At 33.2% G+C, this 25185-nt stretch carries 24 protein-coding genes; 5 read left to right on the top strand and 19 right to left on the bottom strand.

The genetic code is table 11. The features are described 5' to 3' along the window. Positions 1-84: 84 nt before the first annotated feature. Positions 85-1881 (top strand): oligoendopeptidase F, encoded by a 1797-nt coding sequence (gene pepF / locus ACWIUX_RS06070; protein WP_448589834.1) that lies wholly within the window; start codon positions 85-87, stop codon positions 1879-1881. A gap of 88 nt (positions 1882-1969) precedes the next feature. On the opposite strand, the gene ACWIUX_RS06065 is transcribed toward pepF, so the two are convergent. From ACWIUX_RS06065 to ACWIUX_RS06030, 8 genes are all read right to left on the bottom strand, one after another. Continuing rightward, a complete protein-coding gene (locus ACWIUX_RS06065; RefSeq protein ID WP_448589833.1) occupies positions 1970-2521 on the bottom strand; it encodes a Fe-S-containing hydro-lyase in 552 nt (183 codons plus the stop codon). A gap of 1 nt (position 2522) precedes the next feature. Beyond that, positions 2523-2933, bottom strand: coding sequence for a bacteriohemerythrin (locus tag ACWIUX_RS06060; protein WP_448589832.1), 411 nt, complete (start codon positions 2931-2933; stop codon positions 2523-2525). A 137-nt stretch (positions 2934-3070) separates the two neighbouring features. After that, entirely contained in the window at positions 3071-3427 is a 357-nt protein-coding gene (locus ACWIUX_RS06055; protein ID WP_448589831.1) for a NifB/NifX family molybdenum-iron cluster-binding protein, read from the bottom strand. A gap of 6 nt (positions 3428-3433) precedes the next feature. Continuing rightward, the gene (locus ACWIUX_RS06050) at positions 3434-4624 is read right to left on the bottom strand and encodes an iron-sulfur cluster carrier protein MrpORP (RefSeq protein ID WP_448589830.1); all 1191 of its coding nucleotides are present in this window, start codon (positions 4622-4624) and stop codon (positions 3434-3436) included. A gap of 3 nt (positions 4625-4627) precedes the next feature. Then, on the bottom strand, positions 4628-5065 hold the full coding sequence (locus tag ACWIUX_RS06045) for a DUF134 domain-containing protein (RefSeq protein ID WP_448589829.1): 438 nt from the start codon (positions 5063-5065) through the stop codon (positions 4628-4630). 48 nt (positions 5066-5113) lie between these two features. Beyond that, positions 5114-6337 carry an EAL and HDOD domain-containing protein gene (locus tag ACWIUX_RS06040; RefSeq protein WP_448589828.1) on the bottom strand — a complete coding sequence of 408 codons (1224 nt, stop codon included), beginning with the start codon at positions 6335-6337 and terminating at the stop codon, positions 5114-5116. Positions 6338-6438: 101 nt separating this feature from the next. Then, positions 6439-7629: a chromate efflux transporter gene (chrA, locus tag ACWIUX_RS06035; protein WP_448589827.1), complete on the bottom strand. Its 1191-nt coding sequence runs from the start codon at positions 7627-7629 to the stop codon at positions 6439-6441. Between the two features lie 15 nt (positions 7630-7644). Then, complete coding sequence (locus ACWIUX_RS06030) at positions 7645-8025, bottom strand: hypothetical protein (protein WP_448589826.1); 381 nt, start codon at positions 8023-8025, stop codon at positions 7645-7647. Positions 8026-8203: 178 nt separating this feature from the next. Between ACWIUX_RS06030 and ACWIUX_RS06025 the strand changes: the two genes are divergently transcribed. Together ACWIUX_RS06025 and ACWIUX_RS06020 are read left to right on the top strand one after the other, a co-directional pair. Then, positions 8204-9670 (top strand): lipid II flippase MurJ, encoded by a 1467-nt coding sequence (locus ACWIUX_RS06025; RefSeq protein WP_448589825.1) that lies wholly within the window; start codon positions 8204-8206, stop codon positions 9668-9670. A 75-nt stretch (positions 9671-9745) separates the two neighbouring features. Further along, positions 9746-10171: an RrF2 family transcriptional regulator gene (locus ACWIUX_RS06020; RefSeq protein WP_448589824.1), complete on the top strand. Its 426-nt coding sequence runs from the start codon at positions 9746-9748 to the stop codon at positions 10169-10171. Between the two features lie 8 nt (positions 10172-10179). On the opposite strand, the gene ACWIUX_RS06015 is transcribed toward ACWIUX_RS06020, so the two are convergent. The 3 genes from ACWIUX_RS06015 to ACWIUX_RS06005 are packed head-to-tail and all read right to left on the bottom strand — an operon-like array spanning position 10180 to position 12308. Beyond that, the gene (locus tag ACWIUX_RS06015; RefSeq protein WP_448589823.1) at positions 10180-11307 is read right to left on the bottom strand and encodes a cysteine desulfurase family protein; all 1128 of its coding nucleotides are present in this window, start codon (positions 11305-11307) and stop codon (positions 10180-10182) included. Continuing rightward, on the bottom strand, positions 11294-11575 hold the full coding sequence (locus ACWIUX_RS06010) for a sulfurtransferase TusA family protein (protein WP_448589846.1): 282 nt from the start codon (positions 11573-11575) through the stop codon (positions 11294-11296). The genes ACWIUX_RS06015 and ACWIUX_RS06010 overlap by 14 nt, the downstream gene beginning before the upstream one ends. Beyond that, positions 11562-12308 carry a pseudouridine synthase gene (locus ACWIUX_RS06005; protein ID WP_448589822.1) on the bottom strand — a complete coding sequence of 249 codons (747 nt, stop codon included), beginning with the start codon at positions 12306-12308 and terminating at the stop codon, positions 11562-11564. The genes ACWIUX_RS06010 and ACWIUX_RS06005 overlap by 14 nt, the downstream gene beginning before the upstream one ends. Before the next feature lie 263 nt (positions 12309-12571). On the opposite strand from ACWIUX_RS06005, the gene ACWIUX_RS06000 reads away from it, so the two are divergent. Both ACWIUX_RS06000 and ACWIUX_RS05995 read left to right on the top strand, forming a co-directional pair. Continuing rightward, entirely contained in the window at positions 12572-12844 is a 273-nt protein-coding gene (locus tag ACWIUX_RS06000) for a stage V sporulation protein S (RefSeq protein ID WP_013755587.1), read from the top strand. Further along, positions 12819-14165, top strand: a complete 1347-nt coding sequence (locus tag ACWIUX_RS05995; RefSeq protein WP_448589821.1) for a MiaB/RimO family radical SAM methylthiotransferase — start codon at positions 12819-12821, stop codon at positions 14163-14165. Before ACWIUX_RS06000 ends, ACWIUX_RS05995 begins: the two co-directional genes overlap by 26 nt. 1 nt (position 14166) lies before the next feature. On the opposite strand, the gene ACWIUX_RS05990 is transcribed toward ACWIUX_RS05995, so the two are convergent. The 8 genes from ACWIUX_RS05990 to ACWIUX_RS05955 form a co-directional block, all read right to left on the bottom strand. Next, on the bottom strand, positions 14167-15414 hold the full coding sequence (locus ACWIUX_RS05990; protein ID WP_448589820.1) for a M16 family metallopeptidase: 1248 nt from the start codon (positions 15412-15414) through the stop codon (positions 14167-14169). Between the two features lie 59 nt (positions 15415-15473). Then, complete coding sequence (locus ACWIUX_RS05985; protein WP_448589819.1) at positions 15474-16607, bottom strand: murein hydrolase activator EnvC family protein; 1134 nt, start codon at positions 16605-16607, stop codon at positions 15474-15476. A gap of 482 nt (positions 16608-17089) precedes the next feature. Beyond that, complete coding sequence (uvrC, locus tag ACWIUX_RS05980; RefSeq protein ID WP_448589818.1) at positions 17090-18733, bottom strand: excinuclease ABC subunit UvrC; 1644 nt, start codon at positions 18731-18733, stop codon at positions 17090-17092. Continuing rightward, complete coding sequence (locus ACWIUX_RS05975; RefSeq protein ID WP_448589817.1) at positions 18733-20961, bottom strand: RelA/SpoT family protein; 2229 nt, start codon at positions 20959-20961, stop codon at positions 18733-18735. Before ACWIUX_RS05975 ends, uvrC begins: the two co-directional genes overlap by 1 nt. 24 nt (positions 20962-20985) lie before the next feature. Further along, the gene (locus ACWIUX_RS05970) at positions 20986-22644 is read right to left on the bottom strand and encodes a DHH family phosphoesterase (RefSeq protein ID WP_448589816.1); all 1659 of its coding nucleotides are present in this window, start codon (positions 22642-22644) and stop codon (positions 20986-20988) included. A 21-nt stretch (positions 22645-22665) separates the two neighbouring features. Then, the gene (locus tag ACWIUX_RS05965; protein WP_448589815.1) at positions 22666-23751 is read right to left on the bottom strand and encodes a DegT/DnrJ/EryC1/StrS family aminotransferase; all 1086 of its coding nucleotides are present in this window, start codon (positions 23749-23751) and stop codon (positions 22666-22668) included. Between the two features lie 18 nt (positions 23752-23769). Next, complete coding sequence (locus ACWIUX_RS05960; protein WP_448589814.1) at positions 23770-23958, bottom strand: DUF951 family protein; 189 nt, start codon at positions 23956-23958, stop codon at positions 23770-23772. A 49-nt stretch (positions 23959-24007) separates the two neighbouring features. Beyond that, complete coding sequence (locus ACWIUX_RS05955; RefSeq protein WP_448589813.1) at positions 24008-25090, bottom strand: coproporphyrinogen-III oxidase family protein; 1083 nt, start codon at positions 25088-25090, stop codon at positions 24008-24010. Positions 25091-25185 lie beyond the last annotated feature (95 nt).

Raw genomic sequence — 25185 nt, 5'->3', positions numbered from 1 at the left:
TTCTTATCTTTAGGGTTAATGATAGAATTTAAAGGTATTTAATCAATATGTCAATAGATAGCTTCACCTGGGAGGTAAAAAGGTTTGGAAAATAGTAAAATAGAAATACTAGAAAGAGATAAAATTGATAAATCTTACAGGTGGTCTATAGAAGATTTATATCCTTCTGAAGAAGCCTTTGATTCAGATTTCAAAAAAGCAAAGGAATATATTCAAGAAATCAGGGATTATCAACATAAATTAAAAAGTAAAGAAATAATTTTAGAGTGCTTAAAGTTCAGGGATAAAATTTCAAGAATTTTAGATAGGCTTTATACCTACTCTCACTTGAAATTTGATGAGGATTCGTCTTTAGAACAATCTCAAATAATGCTTTCAAACTCGCAGTGGCTTTTACAAAGCTTTGAAGAAGCAACCTCCTTTATTGAACCTGAATTAATATCTCTTGGTAAGGATTTTTTAGACGAACTCATTTTAGACTCAAAATTTGAAGATTATAACTTTGAAATAAAAAATCTAATAAGGCAAATGCCGCATATTCTTAGCGAAAATGAAGAAAAAATAGTAGCAAAGACGTCTCTTCTAGCATTCTCTCCTTCACACACTTATCACCATCTTACAATAAGCGATTTCGAATTCCCTGATGCATTTGATTCAAGTGGGAAAACGTATCCCCTAACACAAGGAACGTATTCGCTATACATACACAATCAAGATAGAATTTTAAGAGAGAGTGCATATAAATCTCTTTTTGGAACATACAAGAAGCACCAGAACACCCTTGCTTCAACTCTAGATATGTCATTTAAATTCTTAAACTTTTACTCCACTACAAGAAAATACGATTCATCAATAGATTACTCCCTTTTTTCAGATAATGTTAGTAAAAAGTTTTATAAAGAATTAATTAACATTGTTAAATCAAATCTAAAACCGCTTCACTCTTATATAAAATTAAAATCAAAAATTTTAGGTCTAAAGAAAGTTAGGCTTTTTGATCTTAACGTACCTTTATTTGACTCTGAAAGAGATATCAGTTTTGAGGATTCAAAGGATATAGTAATAAATTCACTCTCACCACTAGGCAAGGAATATATAGATCTAGTCCAAAGGGCATTCAGCGAAAGATGGATAGATGTGTACGAGAACAAAAACAAAGTATCAGGAGCCTATTCCACTTCATGTTATGACGTGCACCCCTATATACTTCTTAACTATAAGGGGAAGTTAGAAGACCTCTTTACCATGGTGCATGAAATCGGACACGCAATTCACAGCGCTTTAGCAAATAAGTCTCAGCCATATACAAAGTCTTCATATAGCATTATTTCTGCAGAAATTGCCTCTATTACAAACGAGATACTGCTTTTAGAATTTCTAACGAGAAATACAACAGATAAGACCGAAAGGAATTCGCTCTTAAATAAATTCTTAGAAAACACAAGAACTACTTTGTACAGACAAATACAGTTTGCAGAGTTTGAATTGAAAATATCTGAACTTATAGACAATTTTCAGTCCTTAACTGCACAAAATCTAAATACTATCTATGACGAACTAAACAAAGAATACTACGGTGAATTTCTTGAAACTGATGAGTTTTCTGGAGTTGAGTGGGCAAGAATACCGCATTTTTACAGCCCATTTTATGTATACAAATATTCAACAGGTTTTTCCTGTGCAAATTATTTTGCAGAAAGAATATTAAGCAAGGACACAGGAAGTTATATAAACTTTTTAAAATCTGGAGGGGCTAACTTTCCTCTCGATCTTTTGAAAAGCGCAGGTGTAGACTTAGAGAGCTTAGAGCCCGTAAAACTTACTATAAAGAAATTTTCAGAAAAGCTAAAAGAAATAGACAGTCCGCCTGCAAAACCATAAAACTTTATTTAATAAGAATAATTCAATAATTACCTAAAGTTTAAGCGGCACTAAAGTGCCGCCACTTAAACTTTAATCTTAAATTTCTTTAAGCAATCTTGTATTTTTTTACGCCCTCTTCATAAAGATTTTTGCCATTCGTGTCTATTACAACAATAACTGGGAAATTTTTAACTTCAAGCCTTCTTATAGCCTCAGGCCCTAATTCTTCAAATGCTATAACTTCTGATTTCACTATGCATTTTGAAATAAGAGCTCCCACGCCACCAGTTGCAGCAAAATATACCGCCTTATTTTTTACAATAGATTTTATAACTTCATCAGATCTATTTCCTTTACCTATCATCCCTTTTAATCCCAAATCAAGTAAACGCGGAGTGTATTTATCCATCCTATAACTTGTAGTTGGACCAGCAGAACCTATGACATTCCCTGGCCTCGCAGGGGTAGGACCAACATAATATATTACGCTACCAACAATATCAAAAGGCAATTTTCTACCTTCATCTAGAGCATCTATCATCCTCTTGTGAGCTGAATCTCTTGCTGTGTATATAACTCCATTTAAATAAACTCTATCACCAATGTTTAATTTTTCTAAAGAATCGTCCCTTATTGGAACATCTAAATAAAATTCCATATTAACGAACCCTCTCTCTTAAAAAAGCTCCAGCTTTTTTATCTACCTTCATTATATGATTTACTAACCAATCAACAAGATTTTTGCTTAATTTCATAGTAAGCGCAATAGAAGGTCCATTTTTATCAAATTCGTTCCTCAGTTCTCCTACATAATTAACAAAATATTTATGCTGTTCAATTTGTTCGCTTAAACCAGGGTAATTATATTGCTTCATATATTTTTCTTCAGAGTTAAAGTGCTCTACTACGTAATCGGCCAAAAAGTTTAATGTATCAGCGATTTCTTGTCTTCCCTTGCCTGAGTTACATGCATCCAAAAGCTTGTTAACTCTGTTTATAAGCTCTTTGTGTTGATCGTCAATTTCTTTAAATCCAGAGCTTAGATCATCATTCCACTGAACTACCGACATAATTTCACCCCTTATATTAAGAATAAATAATATATTCTATATTTTTTTGGCAATGAAATCAAATAAAAAATGGGGTTTATGATTTTACTCACGCCATAAACCCCAAAATAATCAATATAAAATTAATTTATTTTCTTCTAACCCATGCCAATCTGGTTTGGATTTTCCATCCTTTTAAGCTTATCATTTAAAAATAGATCTAATGCCAATTTAACATCCTTCTCATCAGTAGAGTAAATTTTCACGTTTTGCGAACTTAAAAGATTAAATGCCTTAGGTCCTATATTTTTTGAAATAAGCACATCCACATTAGCATTTATGATTGTTTGGGCTGCTTGTAGACCTGCTCCTTGAGGAGCTTTAATATTTTGAGAATTCTCGTATTGTTCCCACGTGCCCTTTTCAGTATCGTATACTAAAAAAAATTTAGCTCTTCCAAAACTTTCATCTATGATCATCTTTTCTTTATCAAGAACGGTAAACGCTATTCTCATTTTAAACTAATGCCTATGTGTGTGGCCTTTGCCATGTTCATGGTCACATACATTACTGCCCAAGACAAGCCTGCCGTTCAGATAAGCCTCTATTACATCCTTTAAACTTCCACCAGACACACCTGTAATTACTTCAATACCATTTTGTCTCATCAAATTTTGTGCCATAGGACCCATTCCGCCTGTAAGAACTACGTTTACCTTTTGCTCGGCAAGCCAATTTGGTATCACACCAGGAGCGTGCGGTGGAGGTGTGAGATACTCTTCCTTCACCACCTTTCCATCCTCTACATCAACTATTCCAAAGACCTCACAATGACCAAAATGGGCGCATAATTCTCCTTCTGCCATAGGAACCGCAATTCTCATAACCTTTTCTCCTCCTTTATTTAGACTTAATCTTTTTAAAATTCTATCAACCACTTCATTCATAATTTCCTTTACCTTTCCGTCATACTTATCTAACAAGTTGCCCTCATCACTTTCTTCTACTATCTTAGGATCAATAGGGATCTTACCAAGAAAGTCTATCTTATACTGCTTCGCAAGTTCACTTCCTCCTCCAGATTTAAATATATCGTGGACAGCCCCACAATTTGGACAAACAAAACCGCTCATGTTTTCGATGATTCCAAGAACATCAATATTTACTTCTTTACAAAACGTCAAAGATTTCCTTACATCTGCAAGAGATACCTTCTGAGGAGTAGTTACAATTAGAGCTTTACAATCTGGTATAGTTTGGGCAATAGTTAAAGGTTCATCTCCAGTGCCTGGAGGACTATCAATAATCAAAAAGTCTAATTCTCCCCAATCTACATCAGACAAAAATTGCTTTATGATTCCCATCTTTACAGGACCTCTCCATATGATTGCATCATCCGGATTTTCGAGTAAAAATTGAACGGAAACTACCTTAAGGTTTTTACTCCAAAGAACTGGCTTTAGTAAGTCATTAGAGGGATAGATTTTTTGCCAAACAATACCCATTAATGTGCCTATACTTGGTCCGTGGACATCTACATCCAAAAGCCCAACTTTATAACCTCTATTAGAAAGGAAAACTGCTAGATTTGCTGCTACGGTACTTTTACCTACTCCACCTTTTCCGCTCAAAACCATGATCTTATGGGGAACTCTTTTTAGAAAGTTCTCCATTCTTTCAAGTTTTATATCATTTTTGTCTTTATCTGCCAAAATTTAACCATCTCCTTCTTTGTTTTTAGGCTTAATAGAATTTTTAATCTCTTTTTTCCAGCACATCTTACATCTTCTTCCACAAACCGCTCCAGCCTCAGCTGTTTTATAGTTACCGCCAGATATAACAAACGGTTTACCAAACCAGACAGACTGGGAAATCTTAAATCTTGCAGATTTCAATATTCTACAAAAAGTAGACGCTGATACCTGCATGCTTTCTGAAGCCTCTTGAAAATCACAATTTTCTAAATCTACTAATCTCAGGGCTTCCATCTCTTCAAAACTTAAAACATTTGCATCCTCTATAATACAAGATGAAATGCAATCAACCGGTCTAAAGCACTTTACGGCTGGCAAACAAAAGAGCCTTCTCTCTTTAAGCGGTCTTGCTATTTTTACTCCTCCTATTATTATGAAATATATTTCATAATAATACAAAAAAAAATTATGTCAAGTATTTAGAAAATCAAGTTCAATATGAGATTTTCAGAATGTTATAAGTTGAGATGACCATTTAATTGCCTCTAAATACGCTTTAATAACATCGTCAAATTTTAAATTCAATTTTCCAAGTAATTTATAAAATTTATCAATCTCTGTTTTCTCATAAAAAATAACAAGTTCGCAAACATCAAAATATATATTTTTTACCCCTAGTAACGCATCCTTTACACAATCATTTACAGGAAGCTCACTAATTATCTCAGACCTTGGGAGATCAAGAAGTGCGTCAATGGATGAAAAAAGTCCAGTCAAAAAGAAACTAGACAGTTCATCCTTCTTTCTATTTAAAATTTGGGCAATATTCTCGCACATCTTCGCCCTAAGAATTGACAAGGTAACAAGTTCTTCAGGTTTATCATCAGCTAGCTCCCCCAACGCTATCAAACTTAGCCACTTTAAAAATTCATTTCTTCCGAGTAAGACTATAGCTTGCTTTATTGAGTTTACCTTATTTCTAAAACCAAAGTATACGCTGTTCATAAATTTTAAAAGTCTTAGTGAGAGGGATAAATCCTTTTTTATCATATCCTCTAATACGTCAGGTTTCCAATCTTCTTTGTAGGCTTCCTCCAATAAATTAAGTATAAATTGTTTTCTCACTGGAAAGTTTTTTCTTGCCACAGAAGATGGCTTACTAAAAAAGTATCCTTGAAAAAGTGAATATCCACTTTCTTTTGCGAGCAAAAAGTCATCATAGGTCTCTATTTTCTCTGCCAAAAATATCAGATTGTTTTTTAAAGATCCAACCTTCTTTGGATACTCTTTCTTTTCATCATCGTTTAGCTGAAGAAAATCTACCTTTATGTAATCAGCGCTCTCGATTAGATTATCATATTCAGTTTTATATAAAAAGTCATCAAGTGCAATTTTATATCCTTTTTTCTTCAAATCTTTAACTACATCAGATATACCAACCTCATCATAAGAAGTCTCAAGCACTTCTATTACAACCTTATCAGGAGGCAGCAAACTTGGCACATCATCTCTTAAAAGCTTCCCTGTAAAGTTTATAAAAGCAGGAAGACCATTCGTCAAGATATCCAAACCGATAACAGAAAGGCTTGCCTTTAAAAGTTCAACCGTAGATGTCTCGCCATCAAAGGCATCATATGAAATAGAACTCAGACTCTTTCTAAAAAGGAGTTCATAAGCCTTTGCTTTCTTATATCTATTAAATATAGGTTGTCTTGCAACAACTACATCCATATTTCCCCCTTCTTATAGTTAGCATTTGATATATTATACATCTTAATATATCTTAAGTCTTACTGTTACAATTTTATAATTTTATCTTTAACAAAGGTAATCTAGTACAAATGCAAATAACCGAACAAAATCAAAGAGCCAAAAATAGCTGCTAAAATGAGCGCAACTACATTTACCTTTTTATAAAGCCCAAGAAGGAAAACTAATAGAAAGAGAAAGGAGAGTGGGTCTTTTACAGCCATTGGAAAATAGTTAACTGACATAAATGCCAAAAGCCCTGTTAGAGCTACCAAAAGACCAAATATACCGCCCTTAATCCATGAAAGATGAGATATCCTATCATAGAAAGGCGATATTACAATTGTAAATATTATTGAAGGCATAAATGTAAACAAAAAGGAAAATATTGCAGCAGTAAATGATCCAATAAAGAAGCCAATAAACGAGGTAATACATAGTATAGGGCCAGGAGTTACCTGGCTTAAGACTATTGCATCTAGAAAGTTTTCTTGGCTGATTATTTTCATAGAATCAACAAAAGCTTGCTGGTAGAGCGGCAAAGCAACTTGAGCACCACCAAAGGCAAAGAAACTTATTTGTGTAATCTTAAGATAATATAAAATTAAATTTGGAGTTATAAAGTATGCAGAAATTAAAAGTATAACAATAGCAACAGCACCAATTGCAAATTCGACCTTTGGAATATAGAGTTTTTTGTCAGAAATAACATCAGTAAGAAAACTGCCTTTTGGCAAAAAATCCTTAAAAAATATAGAAAGAGAAAAAGAAATCAAAAAAACTAAAAAGATATTTATACCTAGCATATATTCTATGAAGCACAACAACAATAATATCCTTCCAAAATTTATATTTATATACCTTTTGTAAAAATTTAAAAAGGCAGAAATAAAAAAAGCTACGACAAATGGCTTTAGACCATGAAATAAAGTATCTATTGTGGCAACGTTAATTGATTTATAAAAGTAAGCAATAATAGATATCAGAATTGTTGAGGGAAAAACAAGAGCAAGGGCACCTATTAAACCGCTTAAAAAGCCAAATCTTCTATACCCAACGTATCCTACCAAATTTATCATTATAGGTCCTGGCAAAAGTTGCGTTAAGGCAATCCCCTTAAGGAAATCATTCTCAGTAACGTAGCCCTTTTTTGATGCAAATTCGTCTTTTAAATAAGAGATCATAGCAAGGCCGCCAAATACAGTTGAACCAATAATAAAACAACGAATAATAAACTCAAAATTTAATGAAAGGTTTTTATATAGATTCTTCATTCACTTAATTTTTAATTAGATTAATTTTTTTGCAGCTTGTAAAAAATCCACAGCTTTAGGATAAAGAGATTGAACTTCATCCAGAGTGGGTTTAGGTACTAGTTCACAACTTGAGTCATCATCGCACTTGTGTCTAAATGTCTTGGCAAATTTCAAAGAATTAAAAAGTTCTTCCGGAAACTTCTTATTCTTTACAAGCCTTTCATCAAATAGAGCAAAGATCTTATCATGTGTATAACCTGAAAAATTGCTAATGTCTAAAATTGCTAATACAGCATTGAACATAGAGTAATAAAGAGCGTTCATTATATAATGAGCCTCCACTCCAAAGGAAATCAGCTCTTTTGCTTCATTCAAATAATCTTGCGAAATTTTCAGTCTTTCTTGTTTATTCATAATTAACTATTTTAACATGACTATTATAAGGTGTTTAAAATTAAGCATAATGACACATAAAATTCAAAAAGGACTTTACTGATCATAAAAAATGTTTTATATTATCGCTATGAAAATTAGTTCTAGCATAGATAAACAAACCCCCTTTACAGCTTCTTTACTTCTTACAGGAGCAAACTTGCTTTCAAAGCCTTTAGCCTTTATAAGAGAATTGCTATTTGCATATTCTTTTGGAATAAGTCACGTTACAGATTTCTTTTTCTTTACTTTTAACATTTCAAATTCTCTTATATGGTCCATATTAAAAACTTACTCTGGTTCCTTTATGCCAGTTTTTTTAGATATAAAATCTAAAAGCAACGAAAATTCGATAGAATTTCTTGCCAACTCTTTTTTATGGATAATTATTCAGTCATTAATACTTTTTATTTCAACTTCTACAATAATATTTCTATGGCAGTGCCACGATAAATTGATAAATACGAATCTTGCTTTAAGCATAATTTTATTAAGTGCATCATATGCAACTCTTGCAGGAATTGGCCAGTTTTTAACTGTAATATGTCAATCTTATTTCCAGTTTTTTTATCCAGTTCTTTTTGCCTTTTTGTTCAACGTGTTTACAGTTGGCGCTTTACTTTTTTTTACAAAACCATTTGGAATAAACGCATTTATCTTTTCTCAAGTGCTTTGGGCTCTCTTACAAATTTTAGGACTTTGGATCTGGATAAAAAGAAAAATCAAAACAAATATTTTTAAAAAATTAAAGCTTTTTAATCCCGGCCAAAAAAGACTTTTAAATTTATTGTTACCTACATTAGTAGGAACAAATCTCTGGCCAATTCATCTTTTTATAGCAACTACTGCAGCATCATGGCTGGAAAGCGGGGCAATAAGCGCGGTCAATTATTCCGCAAGGTTTGAATATGGGACAGCAGGACTTGTGATCTTTTCTATAATGAGCGCTGTTTTCCCAACTATGATCTCATTTGCAAGCGAAAACAAAATAAACGAATTTAAAAGAACCCTTTCAAACGCAATGAATGCAATAATATACCTCATGTCTCCAATCATATTTAGTACAATCTTTTTCAGCTACATAATAATATCTGTTACCTATAAACACGGAGCTTTTAATAATACTGCTTCGGTTATTACATCGCAATTTTTGTCATATCATGTTTTGATGCTTTATACAATTGGTATTACTGGCATGTCATATCAGGCATTTATAGCACTGAAAAAACCATGGGAGAGTTTTTGGTCTATTGTGGTTGGAATAATTTGTAATATTCTTATTTGCACACTATTTGTTAAATCCTTTGGCATATTTATAGTTGCATTAGGTTCAATTATCGGCACTCTAATAAGCTGTGTATGGCAGTTATATATCCTTAATAAGAAAGAACTATTTTCTTTAAATAGATTTTTAATAAACATTTTAATAAAAGGCTTTTTTGCATTTTTATGTTGCTTAATAATTTACTGTATATCACTTTCAATACATTTAAGAGGCTATCTTGAAATCGTATATCCTTTATCCTCAATTGCACTTTATTTTATTTCAAGCTTTATCCTAAAGTGGCAAGAGGCTCAATATTTTTACAATAAGTTTTTTAAGTTATCTAAAAAGATTACTTATTAATACATAAATATTTCTTATATATTTTATCTAACTAAAAAAATAAAATTTATTAAACTTATATGATATGATATTAACATGTTTAAACTTTCAACTAAAACTAGATATGGATTAAGGGCATTGTGCCAATTGGCACAAGTGAAAAAAGGTTATACTATACCAGCCCATCAGCTTGCTAAGGATCAAGAGATATCGCTTTCTTACCTAGAACAGGTTTTAAATGTTCTAAAACACCACAAAATTGTAGAGAGCTTTAAGGGACCAGGTGGAGGGTACAAGTTAAACGTAGATCCGAAGAAAATTATCATAAAGGACATAATAGAAATACTTGAAGGACCTGTTCTGATTACAGAATGCACAGCAGACCCAACAAAGTGTCATAGGGCAGAAGACTGTATTACAAGAGCTTTATGGCTTAAAATCGGAAACCAAGTAAACGCCTTTTTAGGGAAGCTTTCTTTATACGACCTTGTAAAAAAAAATTGTAAAAGGATCTGTAAGTAAGGGGAAATTTAGTGCCTTAGCTTCTTAACAGCCTCTTCGAAAACTTCAAGGAAAATGTCTACCTCGTTTTCAGTAGTTCTGTGGCTTGTAGAAAGGGTTATGATGCTTGATGCCTTCTCAAAAGAATAACCCATACTAATGAGCATTGGCGAAACCTTTAAAGCATAGGAAACGCAAGGTGACCCACTGGAAACGTATATATCATTCGACTCAAGGTAAGAAATCATATCTGTACTTTGAACTTTATCAACAATAAAAGAAAGATGGCCAGGCAATCTTTCTGAATCTTTCCCCACCAGATCAATACCGTCGATAGAAAATATTTGTTTAATCCTTTCTATTGCCTTATTTCTCCATTGAATCCTTTTGTCAAGATCCTGCGTTGCTAATTCGGCTGCAACTCCCAGACCAATAATTCCAGGCACATTTTCTGTACCCGCTCTTTTGCCAAATTCTTGTGGCCCACCATAAATAAGGGGCATGAATCTTAAACCATCTTTAAGATAAAAACCTCCAATCCCCTTGGGTCCTCCAAAAACATGAGAACTAAACGAAAGGGCATCTACACCAAGATCTTTAACGTCTAGATGCATGTTTCCAACAGCTGCCACTGCATCAGTGTGAAATAAGATATCCCTCTTTTTTAATATCTTTGCTATTTCCTTTATGTTATTTATAGTACCCACATCCACAGAAGCAAGACCTATTGAAACAAACATAGTGTCATCCCTTATCGCACTTTCCACAGAAGAAGGATTGATCTCGCCATACTTGTTAGGAGATAAGAAAGTAACATAAAATCCCATTCTTTCTAAACTTCTCATTGGGTTTAACACTGAATGATGTTCAGACTTCGATGTGATAATATGCCTACCTCTTTTCTCATAAGCAAAAGTAAGACCTTTAATAATAGAATTGTTCGATTCTGTGCCAGACGATGTAAAAATTATCTCATCTTTATTTGCATTAATTAGTTTTGCCACCTTTGATCTTGCTTTCTCGATCTCTTCCTTTATCGACGCACCCATTTTATTTTTCGATAGAGGATTAAAAAATTTTTCTTTAAAAAAGGGGTACATTGCTTCAAGAACCTTTTCCTCTATGGGTGAAGTTGAATAATAATCAAGATAGATCATCGTCTAGCTCTTCGTGAGATTTTTTAATATAAAACTTCAAATAGTCATCACATTCTATAATGCCCAAAAATTCATGTCCTGATAATTTACACCAAATTGGAATATCTTCAAGAGCGTGTGAGAAATCGCTCAAAACTTCTAGTATCTCTCCTAGTTCTAGTTCTTTTAAGGCATTCTTAATAGAAACAATGTGCATTGGGCACATAAGATAAACTATATCAATAGTTTTATCAACCTTTAATGGTTTTAAAAATTTAATATCTTTCATTCCTATCACCAAATTCCTCTCCAAAGTACTTTCTCTTAAACCTGGATATTTCTTCTTGTGATAACCACCTATAAGACCCAGCTACACCCGTAAGCCTAAAATCGCCAATTGCAATTCTTATCAGTCTTTTTACATCATATCCCATTTTCTTTAAATATTCTTTTACCAAATGCTTCATCCCTTCATGAAAGGCTATTTCAATCCAAGATGCGTCAGATAAGTTTTTAATCACTTTAAAGTCGTCCGGTTTTACAAATTTGCCCATTAAAAAACAGCCTGAAAGTACCTTTTCTTTGCTAGCTATATCAAATATAGGATTAATCAGAACTTGATATCTCTTTATAATCTTAAAGGAAGGATGGTGTATTTTGTGAGCAAATTCACCATCATTTGTCATTAAAATAAGGCCTTCTGAGTCAAAATCTAATCTCCCAGCAGGGAAAAGCCTTACATCAAAATCCTTAAAATACTTATCCAAAGTTTCTAAACCACTAGGATCTTTTCCAAGGGCAGTTAAAACCCATCTTGGTTTGTAAAAGAGCAAATAAGCTCTCTTTTTGCTTACTTTAACTAATTCACCATTAACTTTTACAATGTCTTTATACGGATCAATCTTACAATTTAATTCAGTAATAACCTTTCCGTTTACTTCTACTTTTCCAGATAAAATCAGATTTTCTGCCTTTCTCCTAGAAGTAATCCCAGAAAAACTTAAAAATCTATTAATACGCATTAGATAATTAATTATCCCTAACTCCAATCTATATAAATATTTTATATCTGATATAATTTTAACTCATCATACAAATTTTTCAAATAAGTAAAGCTTTTTAAAAACGCTCAATTCTAGAAATAAAGAGATTTTTATTATTTATTATATAAATTATTAAATAAAATTTACTACACCACTTGACAAATAGGTTATAATTTTATGAAAATTAAGTGATATATAATGTTCACTTTAAATTTATTCTACTAACAAAAGGAGGTCATAGCATGTCAGAACTAAAGGTCAGTGCTAAATCAAATCCAAATGCTGTAGCAGGTGCCCTTGCAAATACAATAAGAGAAAAAGGGCGAGCAGAATTACAAGCTATAGGTGCGGGAGCTGTAAATCAAGCAATAAAAGCAATAGCCATAGCAAGAGGTTATGTTGCACCTAGCGCAATAGATCTAATCTGTGTACCTGCTTTTGCCGATGTCGAAATTCAAGGTGAGGCCAAAACAGCTGTAAAATTAATTGTTGAACCGAGAAGACCACAATCCTAAGTTGTTAAACGCCTTACCCAAAACCTTTTTTATTGATGTTTTGGGTTGTCAGATGAACAAATATGAGGGAGAGGTTTTAACCTCTCTCTTTTTAAAGTATGGTTTGTCTCTAGAGAGTCCCGAAAATGCTGAAATAATTGTTCTACTAACGTGCGCAGTAAGGGAAAACGCTGAAAATAAGGCGTTGTCAAGGATAGGAAAATATTTAAAATACAAAAAGGAAAGAAATTTGAAATGCTTTGCGCTTGGAGGCTGTCAAGCAAAAATATGGGGCGAAAAAATACTAGAAAGATATCCAAAGATCGATGTCTTATTTAGCCCGGCTTCTTTTGAAGACATTGAAACAGTTGTAAAAAATATAATTGAACGATCTCGCTATATTACCTTAAAGGAATCGATAACAAATCCAGATTGCATTCCTATACCTGAAATTCAACATAGCTTTCCTAGCGCTTATTTACCAATTTCATCAGGATGTAATCAATTCTGTACCTACTGCGCCGTTCCATATGGAAGAGGAAGGGAAAAGAGCAGAACTCTCGAAAGCATATTAAAAGAGGTCTTAAAAAGACAAAATCAGGGATTCAAAGAAATTATATATCTAGGTCAAAACTGCGATTCTTATGGTAAAGACATTGGCTCATCCCTTAAAGAGCTCTTAGAAATTAGCGCAAGAGATTTCCCAGACCTATGGTTTAAATGCATAACAAATTACCCCTCAATGATCACAAGAGAATTATTGGAAACTGTAGCCTCATATGATAATTTGTGCAACTACTTTAGTATACCTATGCAATCAGGTTCTGATAGGATTCTTAAATTAATGAACAGAAAATACAGTGTAGAACAATACAGGAATTCCATACGCATGATCAGAGAAATAATACCTGATGCTGTTATAACGTCAGATTTTATTGTAGGATTTCCAGGAGAAACAGACGAGGACTTTAAGGATACTTTAAATGCAATTGAAGAGTTTCAATATGACACCGTAAATATAGCAATATATTCAAAAAGGCCATTTACTCCTGCATCAAAATTTGAAGACAAAACCTCATACCAAGAGAAAGTAGAGAGGACAAATATCCTAATAAAGAAGGCAGAAGAGATTTCACTTGCTTTTAGGCAACGATACCTAAATAAAGGAATTGATGTTCTCATAACTGGAGAGGATAAAAAAAGAAAAGGTTTTATTTCATCAAGAACAAAGGGACACCAAGTTGTTCTTTTCAAGAAAAAAGATAGGTTAGATCCTGATTTAAAAACAAGGGTTCAAATAACCAAAGTTCTTTCTCATTATATGATTGGAGAGGAAACATAAGCTATTCCTTTTCTATTAGACAAATGATCTCCCTATCTAAATCAAGCGATTCATTTACAACTTTTAAAATATCATCTCTAGTTACCTGGTCTAATTTTTCTAGATATGATATAAGGTAATCTATCTCATCAAAAAGTATGTGCTTTCCTATTAAGCTCGAAATTTTGAAATTTGTTTCAAAATCAAGAAGATATCTCCCTCTCAAGAGTCTTTTTAACCTTAAAAGTTCTTCTTCGCTCACTCCATTTTTCTTTAACTTTTTAATTTCATTTCTAATAACTTCAATAGCCTCGTCCAAATATTTTTGATTAAGACCTGCAATTACTCCAAATATCGACGCTTTTGCAAATATGTAATTGAAAGTAGAAACATCATAAGCAAGACCTCTTTTTTCTCGTATTTCCTGAAACAAAACAGAACTTCCTCCAGAACCCAAATAGGCGTCAATTATATCAAAAACAATTCTCTCTCTTTCTCTATATCCATTAGTTCTAAAGCCATAAATTAAATTAGCCTGCTTTATATCCTTTCTTTTCTCGACAAAGAAAACTTTTTCTGGGAGAATACCTACAGAATAATTAAAGATAGAGGGCTCTTTTTCTGGTATGTTGCCAAAATACTTATCAGATAAATCAAGAACCTCATCCTCGTCAAATCTCCCAGCAATAACTAAAATTGAATTATTTGGTACATAAAACTTCTTATAAAATTCAATAATTTTCTCATATTCGATATTAGAAATTACCTCTTCCCTACCAATTATAGGAAATCCCAAGGTACTTTCTGGAAAGGATTTTTTCAAGAAATTATTAAAATTCCAACTTGGTATTCTATCAAAGGACCTCTTCATTTCCTCTAATACCACAAGACGTTCTTTATTTACCTCATCTACTGGAAAGGTAGAATAAAACACAATATCTGAAATTATATCAAGCGATAGTTGCATAGAATCATATGGCATATAAGTATAGAAAACTGTATATTCATTAGAAGTAGCTGCGTTTATTTCCCCACCAACGCTTTCTACTTCGCAAAAGATATCAAATGCATTTCTCTTTTTTGTTCCTTTAAACAATAAATGTTCTAGAAAGTGAGATAACCCATTTGTATTGTAATCTTCCAAAGCACTTCCAACTTTAAGATACAGAGAAGTAACTATACTGTTAGATTCTAAAATTGGAATTAAAACAACTTTAAGAGAATTCTTTAATTCTTTGATTTTAAATTCAGGAAAGTAAAATTTTTGCAAAACGCACCTCCACAAAGTTTAAAGTAAAAGTTTACAACTAAAGTGAAATTAAGTAAATTTTAGGGAAGGTATAACAATGGATTAACAGGCTTACCATTAATTCTTATCTCAAAATGCAGGTGAGGACCTGTAGCATACCCCGTGTCCCCCACATAGGCTATAACTTGTCCTTGTCTTACATATTCGCCTACATATGCTACCAATCTACTTGCATGCGCATAAAGCGTAGATACTCCTCCTCCGTGATCTATAATGACTGCCTTCCCATAACCGTCATACCAACCAGAGTAAACGACACGACCACTATCCGCAGCAACTATTGGCGAACCGTATTCTGCCCCTATGTCAATTCCAGTATGAAAGCTTTGGACGTGCAAATACGGATCATATCTTGGCCCAAACGGAGAAGTAATGGGTCCAGATGCTGGCCATATAAATCTACCAGTCCCTACGCGAGGAGTCGAACCTAAACTCCTCAAAAAGGCCTCTATCTCTTGTGATTTTGCTTGTAATTCAGCTTCAGCCGCTTCATATGCTGCTCTATTACTCATTATATTCTTCAATATGGCCTGCCTTTCATTTCTTTGAGCAGCAATCTCTTGTTTCTTTTGCTCAAGATCATTTTTGAGCTCTACCGCCTTTGAGCGTTCCTCTTCTTGCATTTTCAAAAGATTATTTAGATTTTCCATAGCAATTGAATACTGATTAAGAATTTCTTTATCTTGAGTAGCTATTCTCTCAAAAATAAAAAAGGTTTCAAACCAATCGTTAACGTTATTGTTCATAGACAATACAACGTCTAAAAATGGAAGTTCTTGCATCATATAAATTGATCTTAATCTATTTGCTACTTGCATTTGCTTTTCTTGAATAACCTTTTTTTGGTAGTTAATCTGAGAAGACGTATCTTGGATCTTTTGTTGTAAAAGATTTAATCTATAATTAACGTCCTTTATTTCAGTTTCCTTAAGATCTAGATTAGCGTCAATTTGATCTATTTGACTTATAATCCCATTTTCCTGTTGTTTTAATTGATTAACAATAGCCCTCTTTTCTTCGATTTGCGCTCTAATGCTCTCTAACTCGCTTCTTTTTTGTTCAATAACTTTGTTGGATTCCCCTAGAGCATATGGCAAAAGCACTGTCAAAAGAAGTATAGAAAAGAAGAAGGAAAAAACAACATATCGATTCATTTCACCTTGGAAATACAGGTAAAAATAAGATTACTGATGTTACTACAAAAACGGCAACAAGTATTATGGTTACAAAAAATATAAATTTACTAGATCTCATAAGTTTCAACATACAAAAGCCTCCCTAACATCACCCCAGCATTTTGCTGGAAAAATTCTCAACAGCAGAAGGTAGTTTAAAATTTTATAAATTTACAAAAGCAAAATAATTTCTTAGTTATTTTAACACAAATAAAGATCAAGTTAATTATACCGACATTCCTCAAAAATAACCATAGTACCCTGAGAATCTTGCTCGGGGCCTACTGCTCTTATAGTAACACAAGCATCTTGCTCGCAGATGTTCTTCATAGTAACGCGAGCATCTTGCTCGCGAAAGTTTTTTTATTTTTTAAGCTATTCGAAATACCCTTGTTTCCTCATAATTGACAATTTAGTAAGCCCAGATAGATTTTATTTTGAGGAAAGACGTACTCATAATCTCAATAGCTTTTATCTTTTAGCGGTTTTCTTGCTTTGGCAAATAGGTACTTTCGATATTCGTTTGCAAACCTATGCGCTTCATCCCTTAAGTACATTAAGGCTCTTAGGGCATAATCGCTCTTTGGCAACCTTAGTTCTCTTTTATCCGTCAAGTAAATAACCTCTTCTTCCTTTGCTAAGGATATTACAATAGTAGAAGAATCTCTCAAATTCTTTAAAGCAACCTCTAATTGACCAAGACCTCCATCTATCAACAACAAATCAGCTTCTAATTTCTTCTTACAAAGAGTTTTTAGCGCCAAATCCAAAGAGGCATAATCATCTAAACTGTTGTCTTCAAGTCTTACTCTTCTATAATATCTTTTTCTTAGCCCCTTTTCATCGGCTGCAGACAATCCTGCAACTGTAGCCTCCCCTTGAAAATGTGCAACGTCTAGAGCAAAAGCCAAAGAAATTTTTTTCTCAAAAATTTCTGAAAGTCTTTCAAAACCCTCTTTAAAAACATTTATTTTATTTTTTGCAACTAGATTCTCTTTTGCAATTTTTAAAATTTCTAAATACTTTACGTCTAACCTTAATTTACCCTTTTTAGATGGTTCATTATCGTTTAACAAATCATCGCTAATTACCTTAATTCTGTGTTTCTTATTCCACCTCTCTTTGAAAAATCTCTCGATCAGATCAGCTTCATCAAGTTTTATGTTTATACAAATTAACTTCCCAGGCTCTATATTTGAATAAAAATCATATAAAAAAAACAACATAGCATCACGTAGGTTTGTTTCTTGAACGTTAATCAATCTCTTTATTATGTTGGTTGAAACAAATCCACGTCTTACTTGAACGAGCGATATGTCCCCTAGTTTATTAATATAAATAGCATCAACATCCAATTTGCCTTGAGGGTCAACTACTTTAATATTTGAAAAGGACTCTATGTAAAAAAGACTATCACGCAGCCTTGCGGCTTGTTCAAAATTTTCTTCTTTAGAAAATTTTTCTATCTGTTTAATTAAATCCTTTTTGACTCTATCAAGATCTCCTGTAAGCCAATCCTTGGCCAATAAAACTATTTTTTTATATTCTTCTTTATCAACCTTTCCTGTACAGGGAGCTAAGCATTGTTTCATTTGATATCTTATACAAAATGATTTTGCATTTTTAAATGTAGTTTTTGAACACTTGCGCAAGGGTAAAACGCTGTTTATATAATTTAAAAGGCTTCTTAACCTTGAACCTTCAGGATACGGGCCAATGTAGAGGACATCTTTTTTCTTTGTCGGTTTGCCCCTAAACAGTTCTAATGCTGGAAAATCTTCGTTAAAATCAATCTTTATATACGGATAAGACTTGTTGTCCCTTAACTGGACATTGTATTTTGGAATCTTTTCTTTAATAAGAGTCATTTCAAGAATAAGAGCCTCGTATTCGTTTCTTACAACTATAAAATCCAAATATTTTGCCTCACTTAACATTAAAGCAGTTTTGGGATCATGAGTTTTGCTTTTAAGATAATTTCTCAACCTATTAAGAAGATTTATTGCCTTACCTACATACAAAGTCTTCTTTTCTTTTGAAAAAAAGATATATACGCCAGGAAGTTCAGGGATATCTTCTAAATTTAATTCTTCAATAGAAAACACTAAGGCTTTTCTCCTCTTTGTCTGACATCTATTACATCAGGAATATCTTTGAGCTCTTTTATCAACCTCTCTCTTTCAAGGTTATCTTTTAGCTGAACTTCTAAAATCATATAAACTCTCTTCTTTGCCTTATTCGTATTCACAGAGGCTTTAACTACATTTATATTCAGGCTAGCAACCCTGATAAGCACGTCCTTCATAAAACCAACTCTATCTAAGCCCTCAATTATCATATAGCTTTCGTAAGATTCAGCCTTTAATTGATTATTCCAGCTTAGATCTATAATTCTATCACTACCCTCTCTTGCAATCTGACTTAAAAGATTGCGGCAATTTTCCCTATGAACTATCAAACCTCTTCCACGACTAATATAACCCTTTATTTTATCTCCAGGAACAGGTCCACAACATTTTGCAAAAGAAACCTCTAATCCCCCTATATCGCCTATTTTTACAACGTCATCCCTCTTTTTCGCTGCATCTTTAGACTTGAAAGTTGGCAAAACCTCCTCAGGTTTTGCAATCATGTCTTTAATTTTATTTACAACGCTGTGCGCAGATATATCTTGAAACCCTACTGCAGCTAAAAGATCGTCTGAAGTGGTAAAGTTTAGCCTTTTGGCAACTTCAAGAATCAAATTCTGTCTTTGATTTTCCTCAACAACTATATTTAACCTGGAAAGTTCCTTTAATACCTTTTGCCTACCCTCTAAAACTGCCTCGTTTTTGTGCTCCTTTTTAAAGTAGCTCTTTATTCTTTGTCTCGCCAAACTTGTTTTTACAAAATTTAACCAGGAGAGATGCGGCTTTGCATTTTTTGAGGTTATAATCTCTACAACATCCCCAGTTTGAAGAGGAGTGTTTAATGCAACCATTCTTGAATTAACCTTAGCCCCTATGCACTTATTGCCAACTTCTGTATGAATTCTATAAGCAAAGTCTACAGGAGTTGAATCAGCCTCAAGGTCTACTATATCTCCCTGTGGGGTAAAAACGAAGATCTCCTCCTCATTAAAGCTTGATTCAACCATATCCAAAAATTCTGTACCCTTTATATCGCTTTGCCATTCAAGAAGCTGTCTTAACCATATGAGTTTTAACTCGTTTATGTCTCTTATAGAACTTGTCTTCTTTTCTTTGTAAAGCCAGTGTGCTGCTACTCCTATTTCTGCTATTCTATCCATCTTAGCTGTACGAATTTGGATCTCAACTCTAACCCCACCAGGACCTAGCACAGTAGTATGTAGTGACTGATAGTTATTGGGTTTTGGAGCTGCAATAAAGTCTTTAAATCTACCAGGAATTGGTGGAAAGAGGGAATGAATAATTCCAAGTACGTGGTAACAACTGTTAATATACGGATCTTGTTCCTCAACATCTTCACCTATTATTATTCTTAACCCAAATATATCGTAAATATCCTCGATTTTTTTGTTCGTCCTCTTGAGTTTTTGATAGATGCTATAAATGTGCTTTTTTCTTCTTTTTATCTTAAAAGTGCAGTTTAATTCCTTTTGAAATCTCTCTTGTAACGTGCTCTCTATCTTTGATAAAAAATTTACATGGTTGTTGATGTTTGATTCCATATACATCAGAATATAGTTGAACATATCTCTATCAAGATAATAAAGCGCTAAATCTTCTAATTCACTTTTAATACCCCACATGCCAAGTCTATGAGCTAGAGGTGCAAATATCTTAAGAGTTTCATTTGCAATATGCTCTCTTTTTTCGCTAGCTAGAATTTCAAGGGTTCTCATATTATGAAGTCTATCCGCAAGCTTTATCACAACCACTCTAATATCCTTTGCCATAGCCACAAACATCTTTCTAAAAGACTCCGCTTGTCTTTCTCTTGGAGATTTAAACCTTAACTTTCCAAGTTTTGTTACTCCATCGACAAGAATTAAGATGTCTTCACCAAAATTTGTTTTTATTTCCTCTGGGGTTGTTTGCGTGTCCTCAAGTACATCATGAAGTAGGGCTGCACCCAGACATCTATAGTCAATTCCAACATCTTTAAGTATCAAAGCTACATTAAGAGGGTGGTATATATATGGTTCTCCTGAAAGCCTTCTTTGATTGCCGTGTTTTGAATAAGCAAAGAAAAAGCATTTTAACAAAAACTCCCTTTCTAACTCATCGAAACCCTCTAAAAGATCTTTCAACCCGGGGAAAGTAGGAATTAGTTCATCCAAATTTAGTTGACTTTCTTGATTTATTGACATAAAATCATCTTTTCATTTCACAAATTAATAACAATTTAGAAACACCATTTTTGCGTCTAAAAATTCAAAATCAATCCCATCTATCTTTACCTTTGCTTCCCAAACAGCGTCAAACTTCGCATTCAATAAACTTTTTGAAATTTGCCTATTATTTTTTATTATCCACCTGATATTATTATAGTGTTTAAAAACTACAATCTCAGAATAATCAGCAGAGCTTTCAAAATCCTTAAACTCAATACCTCTTGTGCAAACCAAAACTCTTTGGTTTCCAAATCCAAAGGGTGTCATAGCCATAAGTGCTCTAAAAAAATTATCGTCGATTGAAAAACCGTCAAAAGATATGTCAATATTTAAGATTGGTATTCTCTCTCTTATTCTAAACCTCTCAAAGCTCTTTTTTATCTCAGGAAAGGCATTACCTTTAAGTGTAAAACCCACCGCGCCTTGATGTCCGCCAAAATTTATAAAAGAGCTATTTATTGCCGGGTATTCTGATGTTACTTGATTGTACAGGTCTATTAGATCAACATCATTTCCGGGACTTCTCCCAGAGCCATATAACAGTTGATCTCCAGAACAAAGGAAAAATGGCTTGTTATAAGAACAAGCAAGCCTTGCAGCTAGAGGTCCAATTATACCTTTAGGACAGTTGTCTATCTTCAAAAAATGTACAGAGGGTGAGTATAGACTTTCATTTAAGATATTAATACAGGTAGAGAAAAATTGACTCTGCATAGCCTTTCTTTTTTGATTTAATGTTTCCAAAAGCGTGCACTTCTCAATAGATTTTCGCAAATCCTTTTCAAGTAAAAAACTTAGGGCTAGATCTGGTTTTCCGATTCTACCAGCTGAATTTATAAGGGGGACGAGATAAAACATTAAATCTTCAATAGTAATATAGGGTAACTTAACGTTAAAAAAATTTCTAATTCCTGGAATTGTGCTCTTTCTTAGTTGATTTAAACCTAACTTAACAATAATTCTACTGTCACCCAATAATTCTATAGAATCCCCAACAGTTCCAATAGTAGCCAACTCCAACAAAGTTGGAAATATATCACAACAACTGTTAAACATATCCAAAAGCATCAAAAACCTTAATATGATGCCAGCGCTGCAAAGCAAATCTCCACCCCACATATGTGGATTTACAAGGTTAATTTCCCTGTCTAAATCACAAAGTATTTCATGATGATCCAAATAAAGTAAATTGAGCTTCATTTCTTTAGCGGCTAACCAAACTTCCCTAGAGTTTGATCCAGAATCAAGCACAATTATGTTTTTTATACCAAGGTCCCTGAAAAATTCCAATATATCAACCCTAATGCCATAACCCTCATCCCTTGTAGGAAGTTTAAATATGAACTTTTTATTCAAACAAGATAAAAAGGTGCCTAGAATTGCTACAGAAGTTATTCCATCAGCATCGTAGTCTCCAAAAATTCCAATAGGTTCATCAGCGCTGATCATCTTCTTAAAGACGTCAAGGGCTCTTTCAGTATAGTTGTTTTCAAATTTGTTATCAAAATTGTCTATAGAAACATTCAGAAATCTTACAATATAACTCTCTGGCAACTGCCTATTTTCAAGAATAAATCTTACAAATTCCTGAACGCTTTTGACTTTAACATAACTGGATAAAGGCTTGCGCCATCTATATCTAGGCAGATCATAGTCCATTGTAGTGCTGTCTTTCAGATTTCATCTGTTTTTTATAACCTGACAAACTTTGTATATATCTTCTGGATTCAAAGTATGAAAAATAGGTAGGGATAAAACTTCTTTCGAAACCTTTTCCGCAACCGGAAACGAACCTTCTTTATAACCGAGATAACCAAAGGCTTTCTGAAGGTGAAGCGGCAAAGGATAGTGTACAGCTGATTGTATACCGTTTGTAGATAAGTGTTTAATCAGTTCATCTCTTTTCTCTACCCTGATAGTAAATTGATGATAGGTATGGCGGCAATCTTCCTTTTCAATGGGTAAAGAGACTATACCCTTAAGCTCCTTAAGATAAATAGCTGCCAATTTCCTCTTTCTTTCTATAAAATCCTCAAAATACTTTAACTTTACATTTAAGATTGCTGCCTGTATTGTATCACATCTGGAATTGTATCCTATAATCTCATGTAAATACTTTTTTCTGCTTCCATGAGATCTGAGCATGTTAATACGTTCGCAGATGGTTTCATCCTTTGCAAAAACTGCACCTGCATCGCCATATGCGCCCAAATTTTTTGTAGGGAAAAATGAGAGAGCGCTAATGTCCCCTATTGAACCCGTTTTTTTACCCTTATAAAGCGATCCAAAAGCTTGCGCGTTATCTTCAATAATTAGCAAGTTGTATTTCTTTGCAATCTTTACTATTTCATCCATATCGGCACTATGGCCAAAAAGGTGTACAGGCAAAATAGCCTTAGTTTTCTCTGTAATTTTTTCCTCAATTAATTTGGGGTTTATATTAAAGGTACTTTCATCTATATCAACAAAAACTGGCTTTGCTCCAACAAGGGTTATAGTGCTTGCAGTGGCTACAAACGTAAATGGAGTTGTTATAACCTCATCTCCTGAGTCAATGCCAGCAGCCCTTAATGCGATTAGCAAAGCATCTGTTCCTGATGCAACAGTAAATGCTCTCGCGTCAAGATAATTAGAGAGGTTGGTCTCCAATTGTACTACTTGTTCACCCATTATATAAGAGCCGCTTTCTAATACCTTCAATATTTCCCTATCTATTTCGCTTTTTAATTCATTGTACTCTTTATTAAAATCTGCTAGTTTAACCACACTTACCTCCAAATCCTTTCACTGTATCTTTTTAAATTGTCTAAATACTCTTTTTCTTGGAACCATTATTACAGCTGAACACTTATTGCATCTAAAAACTATATCAGAACCAAGATACAAAATGGTCCAGAGATTAGAGCCGCAAACATGAGGTACCCTTGATTTTAAAATCATTCCCTCTGAAAGACCATCTTTATCATTTACCAATATACCACCTCTTGCGAAATTTTAATAATTTTATAACACAGAACCTAACTTAGTCAGGCATTAATTCTACCAACAAATTGTTCATAAAAAGAATTCCTTTTTCAGTAAGAAAGAACACGTCGCCTTTTATTTTAACAAGCTCATCAAACTTTTTTATAACTGACAAACATCTGTCTATAATCTTTTTATCAAATTCCTGCTCTAACTGAGAAATTTTAATTCCTTCCATTAGCCTTAATCCCATCATTATTTTCTCGAAAAAGATTTCTTCCTCTGTAAGCCTAATATCCTCTTCCAACAAAAATTGTTTGTTTAAATAAGCCTCTAAATTTGAAAGTCTCTTAAATCTATGATTTCCAATTTTAGAAGAAGCTGAGGGTCCAAAGGATAAAAAGTTCATGTATCTCCAGTACTTTAAGTTATGTTTACAAAGGTAGCCATCTTTTGCATAATTAGCAATTTCATATCTGATGTATCCCTTCTTAGATAGATATTCTCTTGAATAAGTCATAAATTCAAGAACCATTTCATCTGGCAAGACAAAGCTTGCTTCTAACGGATATACAGAGACGCTCTTTACATTATCAAACGCAGAAACAATATCTAAAGAATTTTTAAGTGTAGCTAAATTTTGACCTGGTATACCTAATAGCAGATCTACATTTACGTTTTCTATTCCAAGTTCTTTCGAGAATATCAAGGCTTTATAACCGAAGTTTTCTCTATTAAGCTTTAACAGTTCTTCGTTCTGAAAGGAAACTATTCCAAGACTTAGTCTATTGAAAAAGACATCATTTTTGTCTTTATAATTTTCTAAAAAGGACTTAGGATTTGCTTCAAGGGTAATTTCAGGATCGCTTAACTTAAATTTAGATTTGAGTTTTCTTATTAAATTTTTTAATAAACCTGGCTTTATTAGAGAGGGAGTTCCTCCCCCAAAGTAAATACTATCAACAAATGAATTTTTTAACAAATCCTTATTATTCTGACTTAGATAATCTATTTCAGATTCTAAGGCATCAAAAAATTTCTCAATTTGACCGTCTTTTAAAATCTTTGAAAAAAAGTGGCAATAGTTACATCTCTTTTCGCAAAATGGAATATGAATATATATTCCTAAGCTTTCATCCATGATTTTATTTTCCTAAAAATCAAAAGTTTAAGTTGTGCTGGAATTCTTTAAGATCTCAAAAAACACTTCTTGAGGAATTTGAACATCTCCTAACA

This window comes from Thermodesulfobium sp., from assembly GCF_053498235.1.
Note: the sequence above shows the minus strand (reverse complement) of the source record. Positions and strands in the feature narration are given on the sequence as shown.